The organism is Myxococcaceae bacterium, assembly GCA_016000045.1.
Lineage (GTDB): Bacteria > Myxococcota > UBA727 > UBA727 > JABDBI01 > AER2-1.
Window position 1 is genome coordinate 84,590 of record JAECQY010000005.1, and the last position, 14,800, is coordinate 99,389.

The following is a 14,800-nucleotide window of genomic DNA, read 5'->3' on the forward strand; positions in this document are numbered from 1 at the left end:
GCGCTCTATATCAATACAAAATATAGAATATGAAATTAATTATTTTGTTATCTATTATTTTTTCTTCATTCGCCTTCAGCGAGCCTAATTTCCATTGCGACAGTGACCTCTCTCGATCCGGTCGCGTTGTCTGGATCGAAGCCGAACTCCCAGAACCTGTGATGGAAGAACCCACCATTGTGCCTCCGAAAGCCGTTGCGACCCTTTCTTCCACGACCAGCATTATTGCCCCTCCTAGCCAGATTGCTCAAACATCTCGTGCTCAATCCCTGCAAAGCATTATTAGCTGCAACAACGATTCACCCGCGGCACAGGCTCTGGCCTGGTCTGACAATCCTACCACTCTGACAGTTGGCAGTGGCGCCACAGCCGAAGAACTGGGTGCTGTCATTGGGAATTGGGTTTTGTTGGTAGGAATCGCCTCAGGATGGACTCTGCTGGCACAAAAGTTTGATCCCGCCCTTTTAAGGCACCCTGGCGGAATCGTGGCTCCTGCACTTTTCCTATTCGAACCAACGGTAGGAGCCACGATCACATTGCTCGCATCGGACGATCTAACAGCTCAAATTGTTGGCAGTTTTTCTACCGCAGCCTTATTGGCTGGAACCAGTCTGGTAGCCTTTTTTCTCCACCCCAAGAATTTTAAAGCGCAATGGCTGAACAACGAATGGTCTGATTTAAGCCAACCTGGATACGTCAAGCGTTTTGGAATGCTGTTTGAAGCCTATTCCCAAGATGCTCATTACTTTATGACGGGTGAACTTTTCATGTCAGCCATGACGAGTATGCTCAACGCGTTTCGCGGACAAGAAATGGACTGTCGTGGAATTACAACCGCTGCAAGCATTCTCAGCAGCGCCTATGCTTTGTTCATCGTCTTGAAACGCCCACACGCCAATATTCATCGACAGCGTTTTTACTCAGCGATTGCAACCATTCAAGCTCTGACCATCACCATTCAAGCGATTGCTTTGTGGGTTGGATCCGGCAACGCCTACGAAGAAGTTTCAAAAGCAAGCTCCAACATGATGGCAGCGACTCAATGGGCTTTATTTGCCATGAATTTGTATGAACTTGGACTCAACGCCTATGAGTGGTTTCATCATTTTCGCTCGTTCTCGAATCCAATGCCTTCCGTCGATCCAACGTTGGAAGATCTCATGGCTGCCGATCCTTTGACTGCCCTTGCATCTGCGTTAGAACCTGCAGAAGCACCCAGGATCGAAAACGCAATCCCAACCCCTCCACCCGCACTCCCTCGAGTTGAATCTGCTGATTCCATTTCTCTCTTTTCAAGTCGCAGCAGCACTCCTATTTTACTTCCAACGGATTTCGAGCCAAGCGCCTTTCTACCCGGAGAAAGCGATCCATTGGAAGACATCCTGGATCCCTATCTACAGTATACGGCGATGGCTCTCTCGGAGTAGATTCACGTGTTTTCATGGCTCTATTTGCCCCATATTGTTCTGAGAGTGGCAGATGAGAATGGAGAAAAATTGATTCTCGATCGAGATACGATTTCTCGAGGGGTTGGATTTAAGAAGGACATTCAACAAAAGGCTTCTGTTTCTAGAAGGCCTTGGCCTTTCAGAACCCGCTGGTCAAAATCCATGAAAATTAAAACCTGACTTTTTGAAAGAACTTCAAAAATTAGACAAACAGCAAAAACAGAAATTTACTCCAGAGTGAGTACTCAAGCTGTTTCAATCAAACAGGATCCAGAACTTAAACAGGGCCTTGGAAAGAGAAGCTAAAATGTTTTTAGCTGAGACTGCTGAGATTTGAGGTAAGCCACAAAAGTATCGAATTCTTGTTTCATAGAATTGTTTAAAGTAACTTTGAAGCTGAAAATTTGTTTTTAATTAAATATGTTATATTTAACACTGTAAATACAGATTTCTAGCAAACAAAATTCAAATGGCCAATGCTTTCATCATGCTATGAGATTTCAATTTAATCTCATAAAAAACTAAATATGAGCAGCAGCAAGTCTGGATCTTCTAGAGATTGCCTGACCTAGAATAAACAGAAGACTCAGAAGCGAACCTTGTTTATCTAAGATGGAATAGTTTAAAGCCAGTGAATTTGGAATAAAGGCAAGGAACATGGACTTAACAATTCCAAGAAATAAGTGTTGGAAATCAACCTTGGGGCCAACACTACCGCAAATCTCGTGTGCTGGTATTTTGGTTTCAAATGCTCAGCTGATTTCTCAAGTGCATAAACTCGGAATCAGCTTCTAAACCTTAGGATGTACCTACTTGTCAAAATTCAAAAAAGAGCGTCTACTCTGCTACCTATGTCTTTTCGGCTGAAATACGGGAGTAAGAGAATGAAAAAAAATGGAATCTGTTGTATTTTTTCAATATGTTTTTATAGTCATTTAGTTATGGCCGTTGATTTTTCTGATGACCTACCAAAGAGTCATAAGCCTGGGTGGAATATTAGCAATGGAAGTAACGAACGTCAGACATATGAAGTCCCAAAAATTCAAGTCGGACGTTTTCTACTAATCATTAACGGATCAAGGCAGATGCTCCTCGAAGCGGGTCAAAGGATAACCATTCTGCCAAATGAACAAGCGGAGATAATGCTTGACACGAATTCAGATCATGAACTTACTCAGTGGCGAGAAAGAAGCCTAGATCCGATGGCTCCGGCAGATAATGAGCAGGAGCAGATAGAATTAGGGGAAGATGCGGATGATGAAAGCGATACGGCAAAAAAAACACATAAGCCAAGACACAAAAAACGATTATTCATAGGTGAAGGTAGTTTTAGTTACACCGCTTCTCTGCTGACAAAACATCCGAATCTAGCTCGCTCTATAGTTGCAACTGAATTGGATTCGGAGGAAGAATTATTACAAAAACATGGAGACTTTAAAGAAAACATAGCGTTTCTAAAAAGCTTAGGTGTAAAAGTGCTATTTGGTGTCAATGCAAAACAGATAGAAGCAACTCCTAATTTACCTAAGCATTTCGATAGGATTCAGTTTGCTTTCCCACATGTAGGAAACAGTGCACAAAACAGTGATGAAGCTAACAGGGAATTGATAGAACGTTTTTTTCTAAGCGCCGGAAGATTGCAAGATCCTAGGGATCGCGTGCATATTGTATTACCAAGTCCAAGCATCTTAAGCGAGCGTATGCGTCGAGAGGGATTGGTATACAATATTTATTCTGCCTGTACACGTGCAGGCTATAGATATATTAAGAAACGTCGATTTACATCTTCTGACGGACCCGCGAGATACCCAAGGTACAAGCATGTTATGACTAAAGGCGGCGGAGGGGCAGAGGTAGCTGAAGATGGAAGAGAGTATATTTTTGAAAAAATGGATGCAAGATCGAAAAATAAGCTGAATAACACAGTAAATCAAGCAAAAGAAATAGCAAAAGAATTGAAAGTAAAAAATGAAGAAATTTCTAACTTAAAAACGCAACATTTCAATCTTGAAAAAGACATAAACAAAGAAGAGGATGAATCAATAAAAGACCAGAAAGAAGAAGATCTCGAAAGATTAAGTCATTCGATCAATAATCTAGTTAAAATACGTAAAAAGTACGAGAATTCAAAAGCAAAAGGAATTTTTGATTCAATTGAAGAAATAACAAAAAGTACACCAAGACCAAGAAAAATTCTTTTTGATTCACTCACTTCGGAAATATCCAACCAAGCTAATATCGCTTGGGAACTTTCAACTCAGGCGGCCTCCCCCACAATGAAGTTGCCAGATGCGGTAGATTTTTTGATTTCTGAGCCACTTGTCATTTATCGCCATTATGACTACGATAATCGCGCTTTTTACCCACTTCCTACGATGAATACAAGTAGTGGTTCCTCTAATTACATCAAAACCGATAGCGAAACCGATAGCGAAACCGATAGCGATACCACAGGTCCATCTGAAATTGATGGTTGGACTTTCCAAGATAACGAAGGAGGCGGAAACTGTTTTTATCAAGCTGTAGCGGATCAGTTTCAAAACCAAAGCCATCCATTTCTTAGGAATTTGCCTGGAGGAACCGAGGCGCATGTATTGTTACGAGCACGAATTCAACGTGCTTTAGGTGAGGAATTTAGAGACCGTGATTGGGCTGGCTATCCTGAAATAGGTGCCTTAGCAAGAAACTTTGGGGTAGTTGTAGCTGTAATGGATACCAGATACCCGAATAACGGATTTGTATACCACTATATAAATGATGATGGCAATCTGGATTTCACAAGATCTGTGGCGCGCCTAAGGCAACCAGAGATGTATATTGTAAAGCTTGCGTATACGGGAAATCATTATTTGTCGGTCACAGATCATCCGTGATTCAGAAGTGTCAGAAGCCGAATAACAGAACTGAAATCAGAAAATCTTCGATATGAGTTGTAATCCAGCGCTGCTTGACAATGCGCTTGGATCAAGTGCTTTACTGCCAGGCTCGTTAGCGTTCCAGTTCCTAAATCTCAAGCCCAATGAAAGCTGCAATGATCATTCTGTTGCAAGCGAAGAACCTTTTGCAAAGTAACGCCGATCCCGCCACTCACAACCAAGTTCGCTCGGCAAGCTTTTTTCCACAAAAGAGGCTTCTCTATGGGCGAATAGCCCTGCAACCCTTTGAAATTTGTTCCGGAACATTTGGCATAATCAGCCAATCAAAGGCCTGATGTTCAAATACTTTTTTAAAGAGGTCTGGACGGCCGGTTAAAGCGGCAGGATGGAGTAAATTAAAATTCCAAAGTCCTTCCGCGAACAAAATCTTGTCTTCTGAATCCAGAAGAGTTTTGAAAGCTTCGACGTCTTGCTAAACCGTCGCATCGATGACTTTGCAAGCAAACGACAAGGTGGAACGGTTTTGAGGAACACTGAATGAAGACTTGATCGAAGAAAGTCATTAGAGCTCATGCATAACCTGCCGCATCGTCATTGCTTCGTCGGCTACGCCTCCTCGCAATCGACGTTCTAGTTAGGCAAAAAGTCTATTTTAAGTATTGATGACACGGCAACAAGCTGCCTCGTCTCGCTCATATGCCCTAGTCGTCCTGACCATCCCAAGGCTTAAAAGTGAGGCCCGGGCTCGATGGAGAAGGATTCGACAATGGACTCGGATCGGATATCGTCACGCTGCGTGGTATAGCCTTTTGAGGGGCTTCGGCACTTTCTTCCTGCGCCCGCTGCAACGCGACATCGTGCACAATCTTCCAAGATTCATGGGCAGCCAATGAATCCACGGGACCTGCCTGGCTTGGTAGAACATCTACTTTCGATTTGGGAGCCCATTCAACATTCGTCCAAGCCTGTGATTCTTGTCGAAGCATCGCTGCAGGTTTTTTGGTTTCAGTCGGAATTTTCGATGTTCCAAAGGTATTTCTAAAAAAACGAAGTATCTTAGCCCATTGCTGGCCAATCGCTTGCTTAGCCTTTCCGGACCAAGATAAGCTTCCACCAACTTTAGGCGCCACGTCTTCCCATTCAATCGACTTGATGCGTGGCTTGCTGACATTGCGTTGATCTAGATCAAACGGGTTCGATCTCGGTCCTATTTTGATTTCACTGTTCATAATATTACTATAGACAGATTCAATAATAAAATTATGTATTTTTAAAATTTATTTTTCAGTCAAATTCAGCACAATATTGACCACTCGATCTGGGACCACAATCACCCGACTGGGGCTGAGCTCACCCATCCAGTGCTTCACCAATTCCAGTGCTTGTGCTTGAAGATCTTCTTTGGCAAGGCCTTTGCAAACTTTTAAGTCTGCCCGGCGCTTGCCATTGATTTGAACGACCACGACCACTTCTTCATCTTGGGCCAAATCCAAGCGAAACACGGGCCAATCGGCTATCGATACGAAACTCGTCTGACCCAGCCTTTCCCAAAGCTCTTCGCAAAGATGAGGCGCATAAGGGGCTAGCATTTTCACAAATCCTAAGAAAATCTCTTTGGGTATCCGAGCCAAAGCCGTCGCTTCGTTCACAAAGATCATCATGTGCGAAATCGCTGTGTTAAACCGCAATTCGAGCGTGTGCTCTTCCACGAGTTTGAGCGTCTTATGATAGAGCTTCCAGAGCGCTGGATCTGAGGATCCGGGTAGGTCCGTAAGCTCTTTTTCAGCCAAACGCCAAACTCGATGTAAAAAACGATGGACACCTTCCACGCCACGCGTCTGCCAAGGCTTGACTTGATCCAAGGGCCCCATAAAGAGTTCGTACAATCGCATGGAATCGGCGCCGTATTTTGCAATCACATCGTCTGGATTGACCACATTATAGCGAGATTTAGACATCTTTTCGATTTGGGTCTTCACCGGCTTGCCAGAGGCTTTCACCAACCAATCCATCCCCTGCTGTTCTACTTCTTCGGGATAGTAATATTTACCTGCCTCGTCTTGATAGCTGTGAGCCAGGATCATGCCTTGATTAAACAATTTCTGAAACGGTTCTTTCGTGCTCACCACGCCGCAATCGAATAGCACTTTATGCCAAAAACGAGCGTAGAGCAGATGCAAGACCGCATGTTCCACTCCACCGACATAAAGATCGACCGGCATCCAATACTGCTCCCATTCACTCGCACACAGCTGGTTCGAGTTTTTGGGATCCAGGTAGCGCAAATAATACCAACAAGATCCACCCCATTGCGGCATGGTATTGGTTTCACGGCGACCGATTCGTCCATCGGGCAGCTGAACCAACAACCAATCATCGCTGGCCCTCGCCAAAGGGGGTTCTCCCGCATGGGTCGGTTTGTAGGCATCGATGTCTGGCAACTTCACCGGAAGTTGGTCTTCGGGGATGGGCATCAAGGTCCCATCTTCCAGGTGAATGACTGGAACGGGTTCGCCCCAGTATCGCTGGCGCGAGAACAGCCAGTCTCGCAGTTTGTACTGAGTCTTTCGAACACCCGGCCATTGCTCTTTAGGCAATAAATCATACTCTCGAGCCGGCAGCTGATGCTCCTTGGCAAATGCAGCATCCCGTTCATCGGTCGCTGGAACCGCCATAATGGCTCCCGTACCATAATGTGCCAGCACATAATCCGCTGTCCAGATCGGCAGGCGTTCAAGGGTCAGAGGATGGATGGCATAGTAACCGGTGAAAGCTCCCTGCATCGAACCTTTGGCAAAAGAGTAGGGCTTCCCTTGATTGAGTGCGTGTTCACAAGCCACCACACAGAATGTAACTCCTAACAACGTATCCGGACGAGTGGTATAAACGCGTAATTTTTGATCCGAGCCTTCTATCTCAAACTCGATTTCTGATCCAACCGATTTCCCAATCCAATTGCGTTGCATTTCTTTAACGCCTTCAGGCCAATCTAAGCCTTCTAAATCTTCGAGAAGGCGCTCTGCGTAAGCGGTAATCTGAAGCATCCATTGGCGCATCACTCGCTGCTCAACCCAGTCACCGGTTTCAACGTACTTGCCGTCTTTGACTTCTTCGTTGGCCAAAACGGTGCATAAAGCTGGACACCAGTTCACTGGGACCTCGGCCAGATAAGCAAGACCCTTTTCGTAAAGTTTCAAGAAAATCCATTGCGTCCACCGGTAGTAATCGGCGTCTGTCGTGCTGAATTCCCGAGACCAGTCGTAGCTGAAACCCAGCCGTTGAATCTGGCCTCTAAAGGTATCAATATTGCGTTTGGTAATCACTGCTGGATGGATATTATCTCGCATCGCAGCTCGTTCTGCCGGTAAGCCAAAAGCATCCCAACCCATCGGGTGCATGACGTTATAACCCTGAGCGCGCTTTAGACGAGCGATGACATCGGTAGCGGTGTAACCCTCTGGGTGCCCCACATGCAATCCAGCCCCCGAAGGATACGGAAACATATCTAAAACATAATATTTCGGCTTTTTCTTAAGCTCGGCGAGATCTTGCGAGACTTCAAAAATTCTCGCATCCTGCCAACGTTTTTGCCACTTGGCTTCAATAACAGAGGGTTCATAGGACATACGTGGTGGCGAGAGGGGGACTCGAACCCCCGACCTATGGATTATGAGACCATCGCTCTAGCCGGCTGAGCTATCTCGCCAGGAAAGCCCTATTTAGGCCACCAATTCGATGACAGCCATAGGGGCCGCATCACCCTTACGCACGCCGTCTTTCATCACACGCGTGTATCCGCCTGGACGCAATTGATAGCGTGGAGCCAGGGTATCAAAAAGCTTTTTCAAAACGGCCTGATCCCGAACGGTTTGGTAAGCTTGACGTCTCGCATGCAAATCGCCACGCTTGCCAAGCTGGATCAAGCCCTCTGCAACACCTCTGAGCTCTTTTGCTTTGGCTAACGTCGTGCAGATACGTTCATGCTGAAACAACGATGTTGCCATATTGGCAAACATGGCCTTCCGGTGAGAAGAAGAACGATTGAGTTTTCGACCTTTGTTTAAGTGACGCATAATTTAAATTCCATCATCCGAATAGGTTGCTGTTGGGGTAGTTCCTGGTTTGGCAGGCCAATTGGTCAAGCGCATGCCGAGTGAAAGTCCCATCTCGCCTAAGATCTCTTTAATCTCTTTCAAGCTCTTACGACCAAAATTTTTGGTTTTCAGCATTTCACCTTCTGATCTTTGAACCAGATCACCAATCAAGCGGATATTTGCATTCGCCAAACAGTTCGCTGAACGAACAGAAAGTTCTAATTCTTCCACCGTGCGATTCAAATGATCGTTCAAACGATCCACTCGTTGCAAAGCTTCCGGCAAGGTGGGTTCTTCATCTTCTGAGAATGCGATGAACACGGAAAGCTGTTCTTTCAGAATTTTGGCGGCAATGCCAAGCGCATCTTCAGGGCTTACGCTGCCGTTGGTCCAAAGTTCTATCACCAGCTTATCGTAATCCGTCTGTTGACCAACACGAGCGTTGGTGACTTGATAATTCACTCGGCGAACAGGGCTGTACAAAGCATCAATCTGAACCGTCCCAACGGGAAGCTCTTCTTCTTTGTCCGAACCAGCGGGCACATAGCTACGGCCACCTTGAATGGTAAGCTCAGCCTTAAAAACGCCGCCTTCCGCAACGGTGCAGATGTATTGCTCTGGATCCAGAATCTCCAACGAAGCATCGGCTTCGATATCCTTAGCCCGAATCTCACAGGGGCCTTTTCGAGAGATACGAGCGGTTTTATGCGTCGCATCGTTCAATTTCAAACTGATTTCTTTCAGATTGAGAACAATCTCGGTTCCATCTTCCTTCACATCCGGCAAGGACATAAATTCGTGCTGGGCACCTTCAATCTTGATCGCAGTGATAGCGAAGCCTTGCAAGGACGACAACAGCGTGCGACGCAGCGAATTCCCGAGCGTCGTGCCATAACCTCGCTCAAGCGGTTCTAAAACGAATTTGCCATAACGTCCCGTATTCAGGTCTCGATCCGGCAATAAACCTTTGGGTCGAATCAATGTTCGCCAATTACGATGCATACGAAATCACCTTCTTAAGTTAATCAAATATCTCAAACTCTTCTACGCTTTGGAGGACGGCAACCATTGTGTGGAACAGGCGTTACATCCTTAATTAAGGTCACGCGCATGCCACTGCTTGAAATTGCTCTGAGCGCAGACTCTCGACCGGCTCCAGGTCCTTTGATGTAGACTTCCAAAGCCTTCATGCCATGATCTTTGGCTTTTCGACAAGCTTCTTCGGCCGCAATCTGAGCAGCAAAGGGAGTGCTTTTTTTCGATCCCTTAAAGCCTTTCGCTCCACAGCTTGACCAAGAAACTGCCCCACCGTTCGTATCCGTGATGGTTACGATCGAATTATTGAAGGTCGTATAAACGTGTGCAATTCCTTGGGTCACGTTTTTCTTAATTCGTTTTTTTGTTTTTGTTTCCGTTGCCATTTAAACTCTCAATCCCGTAAATATTAGCGCCGAACCACACCGCGTTTACCACCCCGTCTCGTACGAGCATTGGAGTGGGTGCGTTGGCCTCGAACCGGAAGTCCTTTACGATGGCGAAGTCCTCGGTAGCATCCCAAATCCATCAAGCGCTTGATGTTCATCGATACTTCGCGCCGGAGATCACCTTCCACTTTATAATTTGCTTCGATTACATCCCGGATGCGCGCGATCTCGTCTTCTCCGAGAGTATCGGTACGCTTGTTTTCATCCACGTTTGCTTTCGCCAAAACGTCTTTGGCCACGACTGGACCAATTCCATAAATGTAAGTGAGCGCGGTGCCCATTTTCTTGTTACGTGGTAAATCCACACCTGCAATACGTGCCATTTTAAATTGCTATCCTTGTCGCTGCTTATGACGGGTATCCTCGCAGATCACGCGGACAATGCCCTTACGCTTGACTACCTTACATTTGTCACAAATCCTCTTAACAGAGGCTCGTACCTTCATGTCTGACTCCTAAAAAGTGAACTTTCGACTTGTATCGATCTTGCAACCAATGTCAATAGGTCCTACAATCTTATTTCCATGCGTTCGCACTCCACATTTGATGAAGCGACCCTAAAAAGTCGTTCAATAGAGCAGGATTTAGCTCAAAATCCCAAGCGATACCGGGTCCTCACGGGCGATCGACCCACAGGCCCTCTTCACATTGGGCACTATTTTGGCACTCTCCAGAACCGAGTCCGGCTGCAGAACTTAGGGATTCAAACGTTTGTGCTGATTGCGGATTACCAAGTCCTCACCGACCGAGATAGTTCTACCGCAATCGCCTCTTATGTTGAAGAGCTATTACTCGACTATCTCGCCATCGGCCTGGATCCGATCAAAACGGACACGGTCATCTTCAACCATAGCGCCATTCCCGAACTCAATCAGCTTTTAATTCCCTTCTTGACGCTCGTCAGTGTACCTGAATTGGAACGAAATCCAACGGTGAAAGACGAGATCCGTGCTGCGGGTCTGAATCTGATCAATGGAGCCATGCTCACCTATCCCGTCCATCAAGCAGCGGATATTCTGTTCTGCAAAGGCAATCTCGTTCCCGTTGGAAAAGATCAGTTGCCCCATTTGGAGCTCGCCCGAAAAATTGCTCGACGTTTTAATGAGCGTTACGCTCCTGTTTTTCCAGAACCGGATGCGCTCTTAAGCAACGCCCCAACAATCTTGGGTTTGGATGGCCATCAAAAGATGAGCAAAAGTCGAAACAATGCCCTTTTTCTCCGATCAACCGCGGATGAAACGGCTCGATTGATCAAAACGGCCAAAACGGACAGCGAACGTTTGATCACTTACGAGCCAGATCGAAGACCCGAAGTAGCAAACTTGCTTCGTCTGATTGGGCTGTGCACCGAGCAAACGCCTGAAGCAATCGCCCATCAAATCGGCGATCAAGGCTCCGGCAAGCTGAAGACTTTATTGATCGAAGCACTCAATGCCTATTTTGCCCCGGTGCGTGAATACCGTTGCCAGCTCGAATCGGATCGAAGTTATCTCCGACAGATTCTCCAAGAAGGCAACTCAAAAGCCCGTAAAATAGCGATTGAAACTTTGGCTGAAGTCAGCAAAGCCATGAAAATGTGCTACTGATGACGTCGATCCTACTAGGCTAAGCCTAAGCGGCTCATGACTTTTTGCAAATCAGACCAAGCTTCGACTTTTTTATTCGGACTTCGTAGAAGATAAGCGGGATGATACGTTGGCATCAAATCAATGCCTTCGTACGCTTGCCACTGGCCGCGAATGGAAGACATCGCTAATTCGCGCTTCAGCAAGCTTTGGCATGCATAGCGACCCAAACCGACAATCACCTTAGGCCGAATCAAAGCCAATTGCTGTTTCAGAAACGGCTCGCAGGCGTAGATTTCGTCTGCTTCTGGGTTTCGGTTCTCTGGAGGACGGCATTTGATCACGTTACAGATATAGACCTGCTCACGATCCAATTTCATCGCTTGAATCATCTTCGTCAAGAGCTGGCCTGCTCGACCCACAAAAGGCAATCCTTGCTTATCCTCATCGGCTCCCGGGGCTTCTCCCACAAAAACCAATTCAGCGTGAGGGTTTCCAGCACCAAAGACAATTTGAGTCCGCGTACGGCACAACTTGCATCGTTGACAATCGCCGATTTGATTGAGACGAAGCAATTCCAGATCAGCAGGCTCTTCAGGAGACTGAACCGTGTGTGTCGGATTCAAACCCAGTTCCTGATAGAGTTTTAATCGAGTCACAAGCGTTTTTTGTAAACTTTCCATTTTGATGTGGAAAATTTGACAATTTTTCGGATTAAGTCAAGCCGCTTTCAAACCTTGCATTCTCAGATTCGATGCAACCGAAATCAGATCTCTTTGTCTGATCCAACGTTCGCGACCCAATCGCATCAACCAAACCTGCCAGTAACGACCTTGAGCATCACAATGCCAACTCGACCGATGGGATAATCGAAAGCCTATTTGCTCATAAACCCGCAAAGCGGCTTTGTTGAATTCTAAGACCTCTAAGATCATCTCTTGATAGCCCATTTGATGAAAAAAGTAGTCCATCAAAATCATCATGGCCGCCTTGCCGATTCCTTTGCTTCGAAATTTTGCTTCTCCAATCTCGATAAACAACTCGGCTTTTTTGCGCTCCACATCGATTTCTTTGAGGCCGATATTCCCAATGTGTTGCCCACTCGCCTCAATCGCATACGTTTTCCTGTGGCGATCCGATAATAAAATCTCGATGTACTGATCCATCGTACGCACATCAAAGGGCAGAAGCTTTCGCTGTTCAGGGCCTGGGATCACAAAAGTCATCTCGACAATATAAGGATCGCTCAACCATTTTCGTACGCGAAAATCATCGTTTCGAACAAGACTTCTAAGACAAATTTCTAAATTATTATTAAATTTAAACCACACAATGATAACAATATCATAAATCTAGATTTCATTGGGTTCGATGACTTCCCCGGCCAAATCGTAATCGTGAGCCGAATCGATTCGAACACGCACCAGCTGGCCCGGCGTCAAAGGTCTTTCGGAAGACAAATAAGTCACTCCATCGATATCAGGGGCTTGGGACCATAGTCGACCCTTCAATAACAAGGGATGCTCTTCCGAAGGACCTTCCACAATCGCTTCATGGACCTGACCAATCATCGACTTTAATTTAGCTTTATGAATGCGGCGCTGCAGCCGCATTAATTTGTCAAAGCGAGACTTTTTCACACGATACGGAACCCGAGCATCCAGTTCAAAGGCAGCGGTTCCTTCTTCATCGGAGTACTTAAACACACCGAGTCGTTCGAATTGGATAGCAGACACGAATGCCATCAGTTTCTCAAAATCTTGCTCATCTTCTCCTGGGAATCCAACCATGACGGTTGAGCGCAGAATTAAGTTCGGAATTCGAGCGCGGAGTTCCAGCAAGAGCTCGGTCAGCTTGCCTTGATCCTTACCACGTCGCATGCGTCGAAGAACCTTGTCCGAGCCATGTTGAACCGGGATATCCAAATAAGGCAAAATATTGCCTCCCATGCTCAAGGCTTCCATCAGCTCTTTGCTTAAGCTGCGCGGATAGGCGTACATACACCGAACCCACTTCAGACCCTTGACTTCGTGCAAAGCGCTTAGCAACTGAGCCAGGGTGGGTTTTCCAGGCAAGTCATGACCGTAAGCGGTCAAATCCTGCGCGATGAGGCTCACCTCCACAACCCCCGAGCCTGCCAATCTTTCGGCTTCGCGTACAATATCATGGATAGGCCGGCTGCGTTGCTTGCCGCGAAGCTTCGGGATAATGCAGAATGCGCAAGCGTTATCGCAACCTTCGGCTATTTTTAAATAAGCCGTATGTTTCGGCATCGAGTTGACACGTGGTAGATCGTAATTTGCCAAATAGCGCAATTCATGGCTAACCAGATTGCGCTTGATTTGAACGACGTCGGATACGGGGCTCAGAGCTGATTTGATTTGCGCAAAATCCGCGGTTCCCAAAAAAGAATCCACTTCGGGCATCTCGCTTTCAAGCTCTTTCGAGTAGCGTTGAGCGAGACAACCGGTGACCACTAATTTTTGACCGGATTTTTTTTTGATTTCAGCCATTTGCAAGATCGCATCAATCGATTCTTTTTTCGCTTCACCAATAAAAGAACACGTGTTTACGACGATCGTGTCCGACTCTTCGGCTTCCGTCACCAATTCATGACCCTCTTGCAAGGCCAGACCAATCATATGCTCAGCATCGACTCGATTTTTCGGACATCCCAATGATATAAAATGAAGTTTACTCACAGAAGCAGCGTTTAGAGCAAATAAAGCTTCTTGTCCATGTAGGCACTCTGTCGGTTTTGCGAAAGCATTGGCGCTAGACTACATCATGACATGAGAATCCTATTTTACACAACACTCGCTTTTCTAAGCATTCACGCTGAATCCATTGAACGGCCTCCCATACCACAAACACTCTACGGCATCGGGCCTCACAAAGTCAGCTTTCAAAGCATGAGCCATGAATTTTTATGCGCAGAGCACGGTGGACAGACCTACTTGATTGCCAACCGTGCGCATTTAGGCCCTTGGGAAGAATTTGAAATTCATTGCCAAAATACTTCTTGTACCAAAGTCCAGATCGCAACGATCCAGGGCTGGTGGTTAGACAACGACCTTTTAGCAAGAGCCGGAAATAAGAATCTACGTTTTGAAGGTCCTACACGTTTTCAAAAACCGACTATCCGCATTGCAACGATGTCGCTCGATCACCATTCTGACACTCGATACGCTTTACGAAATGAAGACGGAAACTATTGGGTGGTGTGTCCGGACAAAAAAATCTGCATCGGCGATAAAAAATTTCCCGGAGAATCGGCTTTATTTCAGATCAAGCCAATCATCGAGCGACACGACGAACTTTAGCGTTCTAAGT

Annotated in this window: 16 protein-coding genes and 1 tRNA gene; 5 read left to right on the forward strand and 12 right to left on the reverse strand. The window is 46.1% G+C overall.

Features of this window, described 5'->3' with window-relative positions; all coding sequences use genetic code 11:
- Positions 1-29: 29 nt before the first annotated feature.
- Both I8H75_03860 and I8H75_03865 read left to right on the forward strand, forming a co-directional pair.
- Entirely contained in the window at positions 30-1,427 is a 1,398-nt protein-coding gene (locus tag I8H75_03860) for a hypothetical protein (GenBank protein MBH2006463.1), read from the forward strand.
- Between the two features lie 6 nt (positions 1,428-1,433).
- Positions 1,434-1,628, forward strand: a complete 195-nt coding sequence (locus I8H75_03865) for a hypothetical protein (protein ID MBH2006464.1) — start codon at positions 1,434-1,436, stop codon at positions 1,626-1,628.
- Positions 1,629-1,969: 341 nt separating this feature from the next.
- On the opposite strand, the gene I8H75_03870 is transcribed toward I8H75_03865, so the two are convergent.
- Positions 1,970-2,107 (reverse strand): hypothetical protein, encoded by a 138-nt coding sequence (locus I8H75_03870; protein MBH2006465.1) that lies wholly within the window; start codon positions 2,105-2,107, stop codon positions 1,970-1,972.
- Positions 2,108-2,332: 225 nt separating this feature from the next.
- Here I8H75_03870 and I8H75_03875 point away from each other — a divergent pair, with 225 nt between their 5' ends.
- Positions 2,333-4,321: a DUF2431 domain-containing protein gene (locus tag I8H75_03875; protein ID MBH2006466.1), complete on the forward strand. Its 1,989-nt coding sequence runs from the start codon at positions 2,333-2,335 to the stop codon at positions 4,319-4,321.
- A gap of 704 nt (positions 4,322-5,025) precedes the next feature.
- On the opposite strand, the gene I8H75_03880 is transcribed toward I8H75_03875, so the two are convergent.
- From I8H75_03880 to rpmJ, 8 genes are all read right to left on the reverse strand, one after another.
- Entirely contained in the window at positions 5,026-5,553 is a 528-nt protein-coding gene (locus I8H75_03880) for a hypothetical protein (protein ID MBH2006467.1), read from the reverse strand.
- A 48-nt stretch (positions 5,554-5,601) separates the two neighbouring features.
- Complete coding sequence (locus tag I8H75_03885) at positions 5,602-7,950, reverse strand: leucine--tRNA ligase (protein ID MBH2006468.1); 2,349 nt, start codon at positions 7,948-7,950, stop codon at positions 5,602-5,604.
- Positions 7,951-7,953: 3 nt separating this feature from the next.
- A tRNA-Met gene (locus I8H75_03890) sits at positions 7,954-8,030 on the reverse strand.
- A gap of 13 nt (positions 8,031-8,043) precedes the next feature.
- The gene (rplQ, locus tag I8H75_03895; protein ID MBH2006469.1) at positions 8,044-8,397 is read right to left on the reverse strand and encodes a 50S ribosomal protein L17; all 354 of its coding nucleotides are present in this window, start codon (positions 8,395-8,397) and stop codon (positions 8,044-8,046) included.
- A 3-nt stretch (positions 8,398-8,400) separates the two neighbouring features.
- Positions 8,401-9,420: a DNA-directed RNA polymerase subunit alpha gene (locus I8H75_03900; protein ID MBH2006470.1), complete on the reverse strand. Its 1,020-nt coding sequence runs from the start codon at positions 9,418-9,420 to the stop codon at positions 8,401-8,403.
- 32 nt (positions 9,421-9,452) lie between these two features.
- The gene (rpsK, locus tag I8H75_03905) at positions 9,453-9,839 is read right to left on the reverse strand and encodes a 30S ribosomal protein S11 (GenBank protein MBH2006471.1); all 387 of its coding nucleotides are present in this window, start codon (positions 9,837-9,839) and stop codon (positions 9,453-9,455) included.
- 23 nt (positions 9,840-9,862) lie between these two features.
- Entirely contained in the window at positions 9,863-10,225 is a 363-nt protein-coding gene (gene rpsM, locus I8H75_03910; GenBank protein MBH2006472.1) for a 30S ribosomal protein S13, read from the reverse strand.
- Between the two features lie 9 nt (positions 10,226-10,234).
- Positions 10,235-10,348: a 50S ribosomal protein L36 gene (rpmJ, locus tag I8H75_03915; protein MBH2006473.1), complete on the reverse strand. Its 114-nt coding sequence runs from the start codon at positions 10,346-10,348 to the stop codon at positions 10,235-10,237.
- A gap of 78 nt (positions 10,349-10,426) precedes the next feature.
- Here rpmJ and trpS point away from each other — a divergent pair, with 78 nt between their 5' ends.
- Complete coding sequence (gene trpS, locus I8H75_03920; protein MBH2006474.1) at positions 10,427-11,488, forward strand: tryptophan--tRNA ligase; 1,062 nt, start codon at positions 10,427-10,429, stop codon at positions 11,486-11,488.
- A 14-nt stretch (positions 11,489-11,502) separates the two neighbouring features.
- On the opposite strand, the gene I8H75_03925 is transcribed toward trpS, so the two are convergent.
- From I8H75_03925 to rimO, 3 genes are read right to left on the reverse strand one after another with little or no spacing between them, the layout of a single operon-like run.
- A complete protein-coding gene (locus I8H75_03925) occupies positions 11,503-12,150 on the reverse strand; it encodes a uracil-DNA glycosylase (protein MBH2006475.1) in 648 nt (215 codons plus the stop codon).
- Between the two features lie 36 nt (positions 12,151-12,186).
- A complete protein-coding gene (locus I8H75_03930) occupies positions 12,187-12,798 on the reverse strand; it encodes a GNAT family N-acetyltransferase (GenBank protein ID MBH2006476.1) in 612 nt (203 codons plus the stop codon).
- A gap of 21 nt (positions 12,799-12,819) precedes the next feature.
- Complete coding sequence (rimO, locus tag I8H75_03935) at positions 12,820-14,169, reverse strand: 30S ribosomal protein S12 methylthiotransferase RimO (GenBank protein ID MBH2006477.1); 1,350 nt, start codon at positions 14,167-14,169, stop codon at positions 12,820-12,822.
- A 90-nt stretch (positions 14,170-14,259) separates the two neighbouring features.
- Between rimO and I8H75_03940 the strand changes: the two genes are divergently transcribed.
- Positions 14,260-14,790: a hypothetical protein gene (locus tag I8H75_03940; GenBank protein MBH2006478.1), complete on the forward strand. Its 531-nt coding sequence runs from the start codon at positions 14,260-14,262 to the stop codon at positions 14,788-14,790.
- The last annotated feature ends 10 nt before the right edge of the window (positions 14,791-14,800 follow it).

Coding starts and splice junctions, on each gene's coding strand:
- I8H75_03860 (MBH2006463.1), top strand. CDS start 30: ATGAAATTAATTATTTTGTTATCTATTATTTTTTCTTCATTCGCCTTC.
- I8H75_03870 (MBH2006465.1), bottom strand. CDS start 2,107: ATGTTCCTTGCCTTTATTCCAAATTCACTGGCTTTAAACTATTCCATC.
- I8H75_03875 (MBH2006466.1), top strand. CDS start 2,333: ATGAAAAAAAATGGAATCTGTTGTATTTTTTCAATATGTTTTTATAGT.
- I8H75_03880 (MBH2006467.1), bottom strand. CDS start 5,553: ATGAACAGTGAAATCAAAATAGGACCGAGATCGAACCCGTTTGATCTA.
- I8H75_03885 (MBH2006468.1), bottom strand. CDS start 7,950: ATGTCCTATGAACCCTCTGTTATTGAAGCCAAGTGGCAAAAACGTTGG.
- rplQ (MBH2006469.1), bottom strand. CDS start 8,397: ATGCGTCACTTAAACAAAGGTCGAAAACTCAATCGTTCTTCTTCTCAC.
- I8H75_03900 (MBH2006470.1), bottom strand. CDS start 9,420: ATGCATCGTAATTGGCGAACATTGATTCGACCCAAAGGTTTATTGCCG.
- rpsK (MBH2006471.1), bottom strand. CDS start 9,839: ATGGCAACGGAAACAAAAACAAAAAAACGAATTAAGAAAAACGTGACC.
- rpsM (MBH2006472.1), bottom strand. CDS start 10,225: ATGGCACGTATTGCAGGTGTGGATTTACCACGTAACAAGAAAATGGGC.
- rpmJ (MBH2006473.1), bottom strand. CDS start 10,348: ATGAAGGTACGAGCCTCTGTTAAGAGGATTTGTGACAAATGTAAGGTA.
- trpS (MBH2006474.1), top strand. CDS start 10,427: ATGCGTTCGCACTCCACATTTGATGAAGCGACCCTAAAAAGTCGTTCA.
- I8H75_03925 (MBH2006475.1), bottom strand. CDS start 12,150: ATGGAAAGTTTACAAAAAACGCTTGTGACTCGATTAAAACTCTATCAG.
- I8H75_03940 (MBH2006478.1), top strand. CDS start 14,260: ATGAGAATCCTATTTTACACAACACTCGCTTTTCTAAGCATTCACGCT.